At 43.2% G+C, this 13,388-nt stretch carries 14 protein-coding genes; 4 read left to right on the top strand and 10 right to left on the bottom strand.

Features of this window, described 5'->3' with window-relative positions; translation table 11 throughout:
• Nucleotides 1-9: 9 nt before the first annotated feature.
• Genes BLQ12_RS13420 through BLQ12_RS13405 form a run of 4 tightly spaced genes read left to right on the top strand, consistent with a single transcriptional unit; the run spans nucleotide 10 to nucleotide 4,487 of the window.
• On the top strand, nucleotides 10-1,089 hold the full coding sequence (locus BLQ12_RS13420) for a hypothetical protein (RefSeq protein WP_092211173.1): 1,080 nt from the start codon (nucleotides 10-12) through the stop codon (nucleotides 1,087-1,089).
• Between the two features lie 9 nt (nucleotides 1,090-1,098).
• Nucleotides 1,099-1,530 (top strand): hypothetical protein, encoded by a 432-nt coding sequence (locus BLQ12_RS13415; RefSeq protein ID WP_092211172.1) that lies wholly within the window; start codon nucleotides 1,099-1,101, stop codon nucleotides 1,528-1,530.
• Nucleotides 1,531-1,545: 15 nt separating this feature from the next.
• Complete coding sequence (locus BLQ12_RS13410; protein WP_092211171.1) at nucleotides 1,546-2,766, top strand: hypothetical protein; 1,221 nt, start codon at nucleotides 1,546-1,548, stop codon at nucleotides 2,764-2,766.
• A complete protein-coding gene (locus BLQ12_RS13405) occupies nucleotides 2,766-4,487 on the top strand; it encodes a hypothetical protein (protein ID WP_092211170.1) in 1,722 nt (573 codons plus the stop codon). The genes BLQ12_RS13410 and BLQ12_RS13405 overlap by 1 nt, the downstream gene beginning before the upstream one ends.
• A gap of 216 nt (nucleotides 4,488-4,703) precedes the next feature.
• Here BLQ12_RS13405 and BLQ12_RS27795 read toward each other — a convergent pair whose 3' ends face one another.
• The 10 genes from BLQ12_RS27795 to BLQ12_RS13365 all read right to left on the bottom strand — a co-directional run bounded on the left by BLQ12_RS27795 (nucleotide 4,704) and on the right by BLQ12_RS13365 (nucleotide 13,194).
• Nucleotides 4,704-5,228, bottom strand: a complete 525-nt coding sequence (locus tag BLQ12_RS27795) for a hypothetical protein (RefSeq protein WP_217640311.1) — start codon at nucleotides 5,226-5,228, stop codon at nucleotides 4,704-4,706.
• Nucleotides 5,229-6,169: 941 nt separating this feature from the next.
• Complete coding sequence (locus BLQ12_RS27030; protein WP_139163975.1) at nucleotides 6,170-6,751, bottom strand: hypothetical protein; 582 nt, start codon at nucleotides 6,749-6,751, stop codon at nucleotides 6,170-6,172.
• Nucleotides 6,752-6,870: 119 nt separating this feature from the next.
• The gene (locus tag BLQ12_RS27025) at nucleotides 6,871-7,368 is read right to left on the bottom strand and encodes a hypothetical protein (RefSeq protein WP_139163974.1); all 498 of its coding nucleotides are present in this window, start codon (nucleotides 7,366-7,368) and stop codon (nucleotides 6,871-6,873) included.
• A gap of 235 nt (nucleotides 7,369-7,603) precedes the next feature.
• Entirely contained in the window at nucleotides 7,604-7,807 is a 204-nt protein-coding gene (locus BLQ12_RS28355) for a transposase (RefSeq protein WP_175469760.1), read from the bottom strand.
• Nucleotides 7,808-8,012: 205 nt separating this feature from the next.
• Nucleotides 8,013-8,435, bottom strand: coding sequence for a hypothetical protein (locus tag BLQ12_RS27020; protein WP_139163973.1), 423 nt, complete (start codon nucleotides 8,433-8,435; stop codon nucleotides 8,013-8,015).
• Between the two features lie 113 nt (nucleotides 8,436-8,548).
• Nucleotides 8,549-9,568, bottom strand: coding sequence for a PIN domain-containing protein (locus BLQ12_RS13385; protein WP_139163972.1), 1,020 nt, complete (start codon nucleotides 9,566-9,568; stop codon nucleotides 8,549-8,551).
• 133 nt (nucleotides 9,569-9,701) lie between these two features.
• Nucleotides 9,702-10,157 carry a DUF6998 domain-containing protein gene (locus BLQ12_RS13380; protein WP_092211166.1) on the bottom strand — a complete coding sequence of 152 codons (456 nt, stop codon included), beginning with the start codon at nucleotides 10,155-10,157 and terminating at the stop codon, nucleotides 9,702-9,704.
• An 805-nt stretch (nucleotides 10,158-10,962) separates the two neighbouring features.
• Nucleotides 10,963-11,256 carry a hypothetical protein gene (locus tag BLQ12_RS13375; protein WP_092211165.1) on the bottom strand — a complete coding sequence of 98 codons (294 nt, stop codon included), beginning with the start codon at nucleotides 11,254-11,256 and terminating at the stop codon, nucleotides 10,963-10,965.
• A gap of 122 nt (nucleotides 11,257-11,378) precedes the next feature.
• On the bottom strand, nucleotides 11,379-12,320 hold the full coding sequence (locus BLQ12_RS13370) for a hypothetical protein (RefSeq protein WP_092211164.1): 942 nt from the start codon (nucleotides 12,318-12,320) through the stop codon (nucleotides 11,379-11,381).
• Nucleotides 12,321-12,498: 178 nt separating this feature from the next.
• The gene (locus tag BLQ12_RS13365) at nucleotides 12,499-13,194 is read right to left on the bottom strand and encodes an HNH endonuclease (protein ID WP_092211163.1); all 696 of its coding nucleotides are present in this window, start codon (nucleotides 13,192-13,194) and stop codon (nucleotides 12,499-12,501) included.
• Nucleotides 13,195-13,388 lie beyond the last annotated feature (194 nt).

Below are 13,388 nucleotides of genomic sequence, written 5' to 3'. Positions count from 1 at the left end.
GGGGGCGCTATGACCGTTCATACAGCTAAAACTGTGGTCCTTGATATTGCGAACAACTATGGCGGGGACTGGGTAGAGTTGAGAAGTGTCGATTTTTACCTGAATGGAGAACTGATACCAATCGGTATAGAGGGCATTCGCTTCTGTGGTGCGAGTGACTATTACGAAGACAATTTACCAGAATGCGCGTTCATCACTTCTCTGCCGAAGGTTAGCTGGAGCGAAGAGGCAGGGTTCGCTACCGACTATGCGGTTGAAAATATCCGTTTAGTATGCACCTTTATGAACCCCATTGAATTTGACCAAATAGTCATAAATAACGGCCATTATGAGGGCTATGGTACTATTTTCGGAGTTAGGGATGTAAAAATCTATACTGCTTTAGTCGCCTTTGATCATGACTCTGATCTTGTGTATGGGGAACCCATCACTGACTCGAAACTAATTTTCGATGGCACATTCCGGGAGCATGTTGAAGGTGATGTCGAAGACCCGGAAACACTCATATTGTTGGGCGACTCCACAGATAGCGGCCCTGACATTCCAATAGCACTGGCGCAGGCATTTTATGCTTGCACGATAACAGGGACCGAAAACAACCTCTCTGATCTCGTCGTCCCCATATCTTCCTTTCGGTCCAGGCGGAGGTCCGGATCTCCTTCATACCTCCAAGTCGTGGTGCCGGGCCTTGACCGATACGATGACATCGTGTTGCGGCCTGCCGGGGATGTGGTGATCAACATGACATACAGCATGGGGGAGGTCATCATTTCACAAGGGGAAATAGCCCGCGTCAATATGGGCACCGTGAATTATCAAAAGAGCTCTCAAAGTGGATCTATTACATTGTCGGGGTCCAAACAGACCACCTACACCTCAGGCAAAACAGTTCCCTTGTCCAACGTCACCTGGTCCTCCTTCAATTCAGGCACTCTGCGTGTGGGGTTGGCTGTGCCTGATTTAGACCTTAACCCCGGGGATACGGTTGCCGTCGGCGGGCTGTCATTTACCGCTGAGTTGATCACCACGACGGTCAGCATCAGTGCAAACGGGACCATCACAAGCGGTATGGAAATATCGGGGCTGTAAGGGAGTGTCATGGCAGTAACAACAACGTTGTCAAACCATTATAAGTATATGCTTCTTACTAACGCTATCGATATGGATAATGACCTTTTCAAGGTTATATTGATGGTCGATACCTTCGTCTTTGACCCTGACAGCCATGCCACTCTTGCTGACGTTACAGCTTCACAACTTGCCACCGGGAACGGCTATACGCAAAATACAGCGACCTTGACTAAAACCGCACCTGTTATCGAAGACGATGCACAGGATCTTGCGACGATTGCTTGGGATGACGTTCAATGGACCGCCACAGGTGGCATTATCGGGCCTTTTAAGTCCGCAATTATCTATGATGACACAACGGTGGATAAAACCGTATTCGGACATATTGACCTCGGCGCACCAATTCAGGTGGCTGACGGTAATATAGTTATATTAAGAGGCCTTTCGTTAGAAATATAGGAGGGAGGGTCAGTCTTGCCTATAGCTAAAACAGTCGCGTTAGATTTTGCGAACAACCATGGGAATTCCTTTTATATGGGGATAAGGTCCGTCGATTTTTATAAGGACGGGGCTTTATTACCATTAACTGAATCAGACTATGTCGCCTATGCCACATCCACTGCTTCTACCGGGGGGCGTTACCCGAAATATGCTTTCGATACCAGCCTTTCGAAGGTCAGCGTGTCAACACATACCTCATGGGCAAGCAACTCCAATACATACCAAGCCACAAACCAAAGGCTTTTATGCGTCTTTAACAACGATATCGATTTTAATGAAATCAAGATAAATAATTACCATTATAGCGGCGTAGATACCAACATAGGGGTCGCAGACACAAAGATTTATTACGCAACGACAGCACTCACATCGAGCGACACGACATATGGGGCGAATTTAGATGTCCTTACACTGATTTATGATGGGCAAATTTTAGAGCACCCGGAAACTGACACTGTATCGAATCAAGAACTTACGCTCATCTCTGATGATGGGACCATTACTTTTAATGTCCCTGTCTTTACGCTCGCAATGGCTTTGACAGTTCACATAAAGGCCGGGGCGGTTTTTGACGACCTGCGTTTTACTCTCAACCCTAAAATAACGGCCTTCGTACATGATATTGAGGCATGGCTTGCATTTATCCGGTCCCAGAATGTGGCCCAGGTGCTTTATTTTTGCACTATTACAGGGGCAAAAAACGGCCTTTCTGACCTCGTTGTGCCGATATCATCATTCCAATCAAGGCGAAAATCAGGGGACCCTTCATACCTTCAGGTGGTCGTGCCTGGCGTTGGTTTTTTTGAGGAGATATCGGCAAGGCTTGCCGGCGATATAGTGCTGGCAATGGCCTATAAATTAGATGGGGTCATTGTTTTCGAGGAGCCCATAGCCCGTGTCAGCCTTGATAGCATCGATTACTACAAAGGCGGCAAAAGCCAGTCTGTTACGTTATCCGGCAGCCAGAAATCCACATATTTATCGGCAAAAGCCGTCGTTCTTAATCATGCAGTTTTATCGTCTGTCATATCGGGAAAAAATAGGATCAGGACCGCTGTGCCTGACCTTTATCTTAACCCCGGCGATACCGTGAATGCGGCTGGACAGTCCTTTGTTGCTGGTACCATAACCACAACAGTGAGCATGAGCGCGACCGGTCGAGTTGCAAGCGCCATGGAAGTGTCGGAGGTCTAATGGGTAAAGCCACAATCATATCCGGCGGCGAGGATGGCCTCTATGAAGCTGATATCGTCTACAACCTCGACCGTATAAAGGCCAGAATAGTCCAGCTCAAGGCCCAGATAGAAGAGCTGCAAACCGAGATTGAAAAGCTTGAGCTCACAGAGGACAAAACCGGGATGCCGCTTTTGAAAATACAGATGGCGGCACTTCAAAAAGTAGTCGCCATGCTTGAAGCTATCCCTGAGACAAAGCGGGTTTCCGTGTGGGCTGCGGATTTGAATGAGGAACTGAGCGGCATAGTGGGCACCGTCGAAGTGCCGGACGATCCGGCGAGGGGCGTCAATATTTTCCCAGGGGGGGTGAATGGTGACCAGGCTGATTATGACGCTGAACGGGACGGGATTATAAACCCGATCATGAATATGGGGCCGGCTTCAGCCTTTTTCCTCCGGGCCATCATGCCGGGGATCCAGAAACATAAGCCTCGGTTTCGGTATGGGACAATCACAGCCATAAGCGGCGATGAATGTAGTGTGAACCTTGAGGGCGCCCCCGATGTAAACCAGCAGAGCGTGAACCAGACCGCAACGTTATCAGGTGTCGACATCGAGTATCTGTTCTGTAATGGGGGAGCCTTTAAATTGGGCGATGAGGTTCTGATTATGTTCGAGAGGACCTGGGGCACACCAAAGGTGGTGGGGTTCAAAGACAACCCCAAACCGTGCCCTCCGAAACTCTACATGTCGATAGGCGATGTTGCCGGTGTGTGGGATTTGGCTACGGATGATTGGGCCATCATACATGATGAAGTGGGTGATGTTATTCCGATGCCGAGCACCGTTACTGATTTATCGGGCTGGCTGCAAAATGCTGTATCGCCTCCCAGCGTGAACGACGCTTTCCATTCTGTTCCTATAAATGACTATGAGGACGGCCCTGTATATTTCCCTGAGCAAACAGCATGCAACTGTAACGGTACTGAGTATGTAAACGAGACGCGTTTTACACAAGGCTCTGGCCCGAGTGATCCCCCTGACCCGGATGTGGGGGATTATTATTGGCATAGCGGGAGCACCACCAGTAGCGGAACTTTTTACGGTGGAGCCACAATCTTTGGGGCAAGTCTCAATACAGGTGGGGTCTGTTTGAATGGCGCGTCACCCATGTCATCTGGAGGGATATGCGCAATAAAAAGAGAGTATAATGCCAATACGGTGTCTTCGTTCCTCTGCCTTAAAGAGGGGGGGATACAGTATAATATCTGGGAGTCATCGGCTACCACTGTCTGCACACTTATTTGTCCTCTTGGGTCGGGTACACCCATGGCGCATGGTTTTTTTGATGACACCATGAAATATGTCCAGGAAGGGGACGCATTGTCATTTCATTTTGATCCCGATTTTGTGACGAGGAAGAACATAGACGCTGTATGCAACGCGGCTGTAATAAACACAGATAGGGCCGTTTGCCAGGTATACACCTCCCGGATGAATAGAAAAAAAGGTGAAGGTGCATTTAAGTTGCGCGCCACTATAGGAGCTGACTGGACTCGCGATGGGGACTCTGTGTGGGAGGTTATGATCGCGGCAGAAGCACAGGAGGACCCCCTTATCGAAACAGGCTATGCCCTGCAGGAGGCACCGCGGAATCAGGCGCTTGAGGCAATGGTGCAAGGGTATTTGAATGAGCATAAGCCTGAGTCTGTTGAGATCACTACAGTTTTTAAGTTGTAGCGACCCAATAGATCACAATCCACCTATAAGGAGGCTCGATTTTTACGTATGTGAACCAGAAAGATGGACCTCTTTGATCAAAACGCTTACACATGAGATTAATGAAGTCATAGGTTTAAATTGAAAATATAACACTGGGGAGATGCCGCCGCCGAGCTACGCGAGGGAACCATGCGTAGCGTTGGCAGTCGGGCATACTTGATTTGCTAATTACATTTAGTCTTTAAGCCATTTGTACAAACCATATGCTGCTCCTGCAACTGCAAGAGGTGCTGCACAAGTTACTGCAATTCCGGTAGCCATGCCACCACCAACAACACCACCAACTGTGGCAAGGCCAGACGTAATGCCAGCTGCTGAAAGGCCTCCAACTGCGCCAACGGTTGAAACGGTTGCTACCGAACCGGCAATTCCTGCTCCTGCACCGACACCGGCAGCTATTTTTTCATCTGTCTCAATTTCATCACTTGTTAATGTAGCAGCAATTGCCCCCGCAGCAAGAACGGGTGCTGCAGCGACACCAATGCCCGCTGCCATCCCGCCGCCAACAACACCTCCAACTGCAGCTAAACCAGATGTCATCCCAGCGGCTGACAATCCACCGACAGAACCCATTGTTGAAACAGCTGTCAAAGAAGCTGCTGTTCCAGCGGCACCTGCAGCAGTTGTACTTGCTGCGACCTTTAATTTGTCGTCACTCACAACACTCTCCAATAATTTATTATTACCAAAAAAAGCCATTGACGCTGAGGTGGAAGGCCACCGAGCTACGCGAAGGAGCTTGGAGCGGTAAGTAGTCTCTACCACCGATTTGTGTACGCCCGGCATGAACGTAATCTTATGAGGTGACCCGTAAGTTTAACCGAGAAGTCCTCTGTGCGCGAACCATGCAGACCAAATAACAGTTTAGCATAAGCACTATCTTGAGACAATGGGGGCATGATGACGTTCCGCTTGTAGGATATGTAGCGGTTCGGAATCACGTGCGTTAGCGAGAGCGACCGAAGAGAGTTTTCACTCTGTAGCAAACCTAAGATCCGACGAGTAAATCCGCAGGAACGAAGGTTTGATCCGTATTTATACGGGCCCGAAGGGCGAAGAACAGGGTGTTCCAAGTCACCAACATACAAGGCCAAGTCTCTGGATGAGTCAGCACAACATGACGAAGTCCAGTTTTCAAAGAAATATGATAAATGCAGCGGTTGTGTAAAGAAAGATTACGTTCGTACATTCCTCAAGAGGTTACTGAAAAGAGTCCGGGGAAGCCCGTTCGACTTTCCGGCGGGATGGCAGCGCTGATTGTGGCAACACATGCAGTGATCGAACAGGAATCAACAGAGGTCATAGTAGGTGTAGGAATACGTCATTGACAGAGTGACGTTTGGAAACGAGCCCCGAGGTAATCGCTGGAGGACTCACCCTGCCGAAAGACCGAACATGAAGAACAACGGCGCAACCTTGTGCTCTGTTGCTACAATAAATCCGACAGGAGGAGTATGGAACAGGCGCGGCGTGGGTTACGTGCCCTTGAAGGGTTAAAAGTGGAAACCGTCATCTTGGTATAAGATTCGCTTTTAACACTTTGTTATGGCTACGGCCTGGATATATTTGTGAACCGCCCGGTGCGGACCCGCATGCCGGGTGGTGTGGGGGCTGGGGGTGAGAAACCCCCGGCTACCCGATTATGGTAATAAGCCTTTAATATAGCCGAAGATATCAAGGCCTTTTTTGATTCTTTGCCAAGATTTTTTATTGTCTTGGTTGAATGAAAGCGCTGCAAATAATCCTTCAGGATTATTAAGGTTTTCCTTTTTGATACGATTGATAGCAATACACGATGATTCTAATTCTTTTCGAATTGAACTATATGCTGCATCTATACTACTGTCCTCAAGAGCAACTTCAATCTTTAAATACTCTTCTTCAACCTTTGTAAATAGTAACAGCATAGGGAGTGTTTGCGTATCTTTTAGATCAAAAACTTTTAGTAGTTTTGTATTTTCTGAGGGTTCTCTCCAGAGAGGAACCATCATCCCCATAGTTCCTGAAGGAAAAGAAGGATACTGATATTTACCTTTTTGAGGTCTTACCGAAAAAACACAGAATCGATCACCGGTTAATTCATTAAATGAGAGCCAATAATCATCATCTCGTAAGACTTTTTTAATATTTGGATGTTCATCAGTATATAGCATCACGCCAAACAAGTGAGCTATACCATCCTTTGCCTTGTATTCTTCCAATAGTGAGTTGAACGAATCCAACTTTGTCCTCCATTATAATCCATAACGCGTGGCTATACCGACCCAAAAAGCTGATAGGGGCAGCGGTTGAAGTAACAAAAGACGTGGCCAGCTTTTTGGGTTCGGCCATGAGCCAATTGTTATGTTTTTTCCTGTAAGCTTGTTTTGATAATGTGAATAATTTCAAAACTCCACTTTAGATATGGTTTGTTACCATATCGTGAATCGGTACTTAGAAACTGAATTGATAAATCTTTGCCCTTTTGAGTAGCTTCCCAAGCACCATCAAGCCTTGTTTGAAAGCCCATTTCTGAAAGTATTTTATTAACCTTAATACCAGACAGTTCTGGGTCAAAATTTATACCAATATCAGAAATTAAGAGATACTCTGGTTGAAGTTGATTTATTTTAGCCGTTTCGGAAGAGAATGTATTTTCTCTCCCACTAAGTATAGTCCACATTTCACCGTCTGTGCATTTTGCATGAAGCCCCCCACTACGGTCAAAATAATATGGAATATCACTTTTGATGAAGCGATCTTCTATTACTTGAGGCCCACTCTCAATAACCCGATAGTATCTTCGCCATTTTTGGGGTGTGAAGTGGCACCATCCAGTATTTTTATCGAAACCACTCATAGTTCAATTCTCAACTAATTTGTGAAGGAAACATAACGAGCCTGTAGAATAACCCCTTTTTCAGGAATGCCTCTCCAGGCTGATTTTAAAGTATAGTTTTCAGCCGACAACACAATTCAGCCAACGAAAATACTCACGCCATATCTGAACTTTATGTGACCCCGCTTGGCGGGGTAGGACCATATTTTGCTGCCATCAAGTGCCACTGATGGCTTCTCAAACCGCATCCTCTTGCTCAACACCAAGCATATCGAGCCAGCTTCCCTATGTTGTGAATCATGGCAAAGAGTTTCCATTGCGTATCGACCTTGTCCCATCCTCTCAGGGTAAACCGATTCAGCCCGAGGGTGCTCCTGATGTTGCCGAAGACCGGTTCTATGGTGCCCATACGCCTGCTGTACCAGAATCTGCCTTTGGGTGTGTCAAAACGCTTAATCATACGATTTATTGGCGGGAAGAAGGGGTCGCGTCTTGACATTGGACATTCTGTCAAATCCCTTCCGGTTTAGCACTATATGCCACAGCAGGCCCCATTATCAGGTTTGTAGGGCTCTTGCCTTATAACCAGATCGGCCTCAAGCCACCGACTAATAAACCGAATGAGTAGGGGTTGTGTCAAATGTCAAGACGCGACCCCTTTCCCCTTATTTTTTCGTTCCAAATGCTTTTTTAAATGTGTCCATATCTAATGCAATCTTTTCATCTAATGAGATAAGGTATAACTGTTCAATTGCATTTGCTCTGCTATCATCGCTCGTAGATTGATTGAATTTTAGGTTTGAAATTAATGTTTTGTTTATTTCATAAGGTTGGTAATTTCTGAGTTTTTCTATTCGTTTTGTTAATTCATTGTATAATTTATCTTGCGTTGAAGGATCGAAAGAATCAAGCCCACCAGAACCAATGCAGCCATATAGTTTTATATGTTCGATTTTTTCTATAATATCTGTGAGCTTGGATAATTGTATTCCCATAAATAATGAACTTAGTATGTTCACTATAGCCTCACTTTTTGAGTATTTTATTAAAATTCTGTAAGATATAACATTCGAAAATTCAGCTAACACCGCGCTTTACCCGACGGGCGCGGAAGCGTTATAGTGTTTGAAATATGCCGACCGCCAAAGCAAGAAACCACCCGAAAAACTGCACTTGCGCCCGGTCGGCGTGCAAGCGTTTGTTATATTTCTGTTTCAGCTAATAGTTTGTGATTGTTTGAAAAATGCTCTAATTTTGATATTTCAGCCATACCTTGATATGTATATTCGATCAACATAGCTGAAGTTAATAGAGCTGATTTGAACAAATTAACAAAGAAATCAAATAATGGTCTTAAGAAGTGAATAATTTTTTCTATCGATTCAATTGTTGATTTGATTAAAGAGCTTACCTTTGAATATTTGATTTCTGAATACCCGAGACCAAAAACAACAAGTAGTTTTAGAAATGGGGGTATCTCTTTAAAAAGTTCAGTGCCTGCTCTTAATGCGTATAAAGTGGCCTGAGCTGATTGTATTGAAAAATCGATAATCTTCTTCCACAATAATGCAATTAACTCTTTTCCAATTTCAAAAATCATAGGTAGAACATCGTGAATAATGACAATAGATAATTCGCCTTTGTTTAGCTTGGTAACGACTTCACCAACACCAGCCAATGACCAAGTTTGAATTTCTTCAATTTCTGTTAAGTCTTTGTCACAAGTGACTATTCCATGTTTTGGTTGTGAAAGGTTTAGTGCCAAAAAAGGAACATCTTTAGGGTCTCTTTCTCCTAATTCAGCATTTGCCTTCAATAAAGCATTTTTTGTGAAATTGTCATTTATTATGATTTTGTTTAGAAGTGAATTCGCATAGTTTTTGGCTTCTGCAATATCAATATTTCGTGTCTTTTTTTCTCTGGGGAATTTTTTTTCAATTTTTTCAAAAATTTCTAATTTCAACTGCTTTGGAGCATAAAGAAGTAAATCTGGGTTTCCAAATAGTTTTTCGATAAAACATTGCCCAGTAAGCATTTTTGCTCTTACTTGTTGAAAAATGATATTTGTATCAACTACCAACTTCATTGATAAATTCGATTGTTGAAACAGGTTTGGAAAGTTTGAAGCCCTTAGTTTAATCCACTCCTTAAGACCATTTGGAATATCATGTACAAAGTTTGTAAAAAATTCTTCGAATTGAGTAGATGTTAACTGATTCAAGTTTTCACCGATATGTTGGTTTAATGTTGGAAATATAACGCGTGGCTATGCCGACCCAAAAAGCTGATAGGTGCGGCGGTTGAAGGAATGAAAGACATGGCCAGCTTTTTGGGGTCGGCCATAAGCCAATTGTTTATACCCTTAATTTAATACGTTCGTTTGCATCAACCTTATTTGAAAGCTCTTTTAGCCTTTTATTTGGAAAGGATAAGAGTTCCTTACCAAATCCTTTTCTATGATAATATTTTGATGCAATAACCTCACCAGGACCATTAAAGATTTCTTCGTAATCACCATTTCGATGGATTTTAATACCGAGATAATAATCAGGTACTTTTTTAAAAGTTAAAGAATCTTTAAATGTTGCTTTGATTTGAACTTTTTTGCCACAAGGGGTCTCGCCGTCATAGTCTACAGCTAAGCCTTTGTAGAGGTCTATTTCATAGTCACTTTGTACGATTGCTTCTCCAATATCACCTACAAGCCGCCCATCGATTGTAAATTCTTTATGGGGAAAGGCATCTTTAAGTTGGTTTATGCCTGAGAATATTTTTGTGAGGGCATCTTCGATCGTCTCTTTAGAAGGCATTGCTTGTCCTTAGGGGTATAACGTACGCTTCAGCCGCGCGAGGTACGAGCGTCGGCTGGAATCGATGGTGTACGCCCGGCATGGACGTAATCTTATGAGGTGACCCGGAAGTTTAAGCGGGAAGTCCTCTGTGCGTGAATCCTACCGACCAAACAATGGTTTAGCATAAGCATTATCCTAAGACAAGGGCGGCATCGCGAGTTTCCGTTTGGAGGAGTCTACGGCAAATCTATGAGCCAACGAACAGAAACAGCATACAAGGCCAAGTCTCCGGATGAGTCAGCACAACATGACGAAGTCCAGGATTCGAAGAGATATGGTAAATGCTGCGGTTGTGTAAAGAAAGATTACGTTCTTACACCCCTCAAGGGGGTACTGAAAAGAGTCCGGGGAGGTCTGTTCGACTTTGCGGCCGTATGGCAGCGCTGATTGTGGCAACACAGGCAGTGATCGAACAGGAATCAGCAGAGGTCATAGTAGGTGTAGGAATACGTCATTGACGGAGTGACGTTTGGAAACGAGCCGCGAGACACCGCGAGGTAATCGCTGGAGGACTCACCCTGCCGAAGGACCGAACATGAAGAACAACGGCGCAACCATGTGCTCTGTTGCTACAATAAATCCGACAGGAGGAGTATGGAACAGAGAAGGGGGTCGCGTCTTGACATTGGACATTCTGTCAAATCCCTTCTGGTTTAGCACTATATGACACAGCAGGTCCCATTATCTGGTTTGTAGGGCTCTTGCCCTATAACCAGATTGGCCTCAAGCCACCGACTAATAAATTGAATGAGTAGGTGTTGTGTCAAATGTCAAGACGCGACCCCTTTCCCGAGCATTGTTCATATGGGCTTTTATATTTATTCCCCCACCAACTAAAATATGGGCGAATAAAGAACTGATCACCGTATTTAATGTATATTTGTCGAGCTGTGTAAAAACTCATTTCTCCAGAATTAATATCCCAGGTTTTTGCTAATGCACCTACAGATGCATTGATTTTACCTTTAGTCTCTAATTTCCAAACTTCATCTTGCGCATCAACAGCAACCGGTAAAATTACAAGAATCGTAATCAATATAATAATCAACTGTTTCAAAATGAAAATCCTTGTAACGGGCTATGCCGACCCAAAAAGCTGATAAGAGCAACGGTTGAAGTTATGAAAAACGTGGCCAGCTTTTTGGGGTCGGTCATAAGCCAATTGTTGGGTCAGTAATTTTATACAGTATATTCATCCTCGGGGTATTCAGGAGCTGGCATCATTTGGTCATTGTCAAATCTGTTACGAATACAATCTGGACAAATGGGATAATTTGAATCTCCAACAAATAAAATATCACAATCGATACACCTTAGATAACCATTAAAATTGGAACCGCACGATAGACAAATTGAACAATCGAGTTCTTCTGCAAATACGACACTATTTTCACCACATTCTGGGCACTCTGAAATATCATCAACCAGTTCATCGAATGACAAGAAGGCCTCACAATAAAGTTCTAAAAACTCATTAAGTTCGTATTTTTTTCGGCAGAAGAGGCAATCTCGATTTGTGTCGGGAAAGACGATAGCTTGCTGCCAACAATCTGGGCATCTTAGTGTATTTTTATGCTTCTTTAATTCATGACCAATACGGTTTAAACGTGTAGTAACAAATTTTTCCAGTTTGTTAATTTTATCCCTAATTTCAGAGAATTTATATTCTAAATCTGAACCTTGTGAATAGAGATTTGAATCCACCAAAAAATCATAAATAAAGCTATATGTATCCACAAGAATGGCCTTTGCTTGATCTTGGTTTACACTGCTTCCAATATGAATAATTTTGTTTCGTGCCTTTTTTAACCTACTAATTATTTTTTTATTTTTTTCATCAACTTTGAATTTACAGATGTTGTCGATTCGTTCAATTGCTTCATCAATGTTGATCGATTTAAAATCCCCAGATTCGAATTTTGTTTTAATCAAATCCTTCGAATTTTCAACTACCAAAGACCAATGTTCATCGATAAGTCGAGCCTTTAGCATTAACTCAACAGCTGAAGCCAAATGAATGATTGAGAACTGAAGCTCTGAAGAATTACACTGGGTTTTGCTTAAATAGTCAACAGATGACTCAAGAAAATTAAGAGACATTTTTAATGTTTTGTTTTTCATGATTTAATTTCCTTGCACTGCAACCTTATTTTTTGCGTCAATATATCCCAATTGACCCAACGCCGCAAATAACCGGCTGGCGGATAATCACGAAAACGGTTGAAAAGTTAATAATTCTTGTGAAACCAGTATGTTCCAGGAAACGCCACTGTAAGCCAGTCCGAGTTAATTTGCCTTGTTATGTGTTTTTTGGAACTACAGTAGCCACAAAAAATGTACTTTCAAAAAATGCAAGAAGCCAAAAAGAAGTAAGTGTATTGTCGCAGTATGAACGCCAAAACGAGAAAATTTCTTTTGAGCCAATGTAATAATATGGTGTATTAAGTAATTTTTTTATATTTTCATCTAAACTGTTTCTGGATTCCAATCGTAGCATATTCAAACCAGAAACTGAAAAAACGTTTATTTGATGTGTATTTGGCAAACGAGAACCAGACTCGTGGGAAATAATTCCTGCTACTGTTCTTTCTACAACCTTGTCTAAGCGTGATAAATCGACATTGTATTTATGTTTGTACCCGGAAAAAATACCTGTTGGTGAGTATGTTTCTGTCAAGAATTGGCGGTTTAACCAGTCTTTTTTAAAGCCTTTAGATTTTCCTCGCTTTAAACCTCTCAATATGGCTTCATACAAGGGCGTCACTTCAGGTTTGGATGGATTCTCATCTTTCATTACAACATTCAACCTGAAGTATTCATCATCTTGAGTGGTTTTACTGTGACAACCTGAACAACAAGGAACAGTAATCAAGTTGTTAGGACGGGGTTTTCGAAAAATGTTTTTTGGAGGTATGTGGTCTTTGGTTATTTCAGACTGGTCAAAATAATTACCACAATATATGCACTGTACCTGTTTATTATTGTTTTGTTTCATTGTCAGATTGTCTCTTATTCACATAACGAGCCTGTAGAATAACCCCTTTTTCAGGAATGCCTCTCCAGGCTGATTTTAAAGTAAAGTTTTCAGCCGACAACACAATTCAGCCAACGAAAATACTCACGCCATATCTGAACTTTATGTAACCCCGCCTTGCGGGGCAGGACCATATTTTACTGCGATTAAGTGTT

Origin of the sequence: Desulfoluna spongiiphila (genome assembly GCF_900101345.1) — a bacterium.
Classification (GTDB): domain Bacteria; phylum Desulfobacterota; class Desulfobacteria; order Desulfobacterales; family Desulfolunaceae; genus Desulfoluna; species Desulfoluna spongiiphila.
The sequence above is the reverse complement of the archived record's forward strand: the minus strand, read 5'-3'. Positions and strand labels throughout refer to the sequence as shown.

Excerpts from the sequence above, each read along its gene's own strand:
- BLQ12_RS13420 (WP_092211173.1), top strand. The coding sequence starts at position 10 with ATGACCGTTCATACAGCTAAAACTGTGGTCCTTGATATTGCGAACAAC.
- BLQ12_RS13415 (WP_092211172.1), top strand. The coding sequence starts at position 1,099 with ATGGCAGTAACAACAACGTTGTCAAACCATTATAAGTATATGCTTCTT.
- BLQ12_RS13405 (WP_092211170.1), top strand. The coding sequence starts at position 2,766 with ATGGGTAAAGCCACAATCATATCCGGCGGCGAGGATGGCCTCTATGAA.
- BLQ12_RS27795 (WP_217640311.1), bottom strand. The coding sequence starts at position 5,228 with ATGGCTTTTTTTGGTAATAATAAATTATTGGAGAGTGTTGTGAGTGAC.
- BLQ12_RS27025 (WP_139163974.1), bottom strand. The coding sequence starts at position 7,368 with ATGAGTGGTTTCGATAAAAATACTGGATGGTGCCACTTCACACCCCAA.
- BLQ12_RS28355 (WP_175469760.1), bottom strand. The coding sequence starts at position 7,807 with ATGATTAAGCGTTTTGACACACCCAAAGGCAGATTCTGGTACAGCAGG.
- BLQ12_RS13380 (WP_092211166.1), bottom strand. The coding sequence starts at position 10,157 with ATGCCTTCTAAAGAGACGATCGAAGATGCCCTCACAAAAATATTCTCA.
- BLQ12_RS13370 (WP_092211164.1), bottom strand. The coding sequence starts at position 12,320 with ATGAAAAACAAAACATTAAAAATGTCTCTTAATTTTCTTGAGTCATCT.
- BLQ12_RS13365 (WP_092211163.1), bottom strand. The coding sequence starts at position 13,194 with ATGAAACAAAACAATAATAAACAGGTACAGTGCATATATTGTGGTAAT.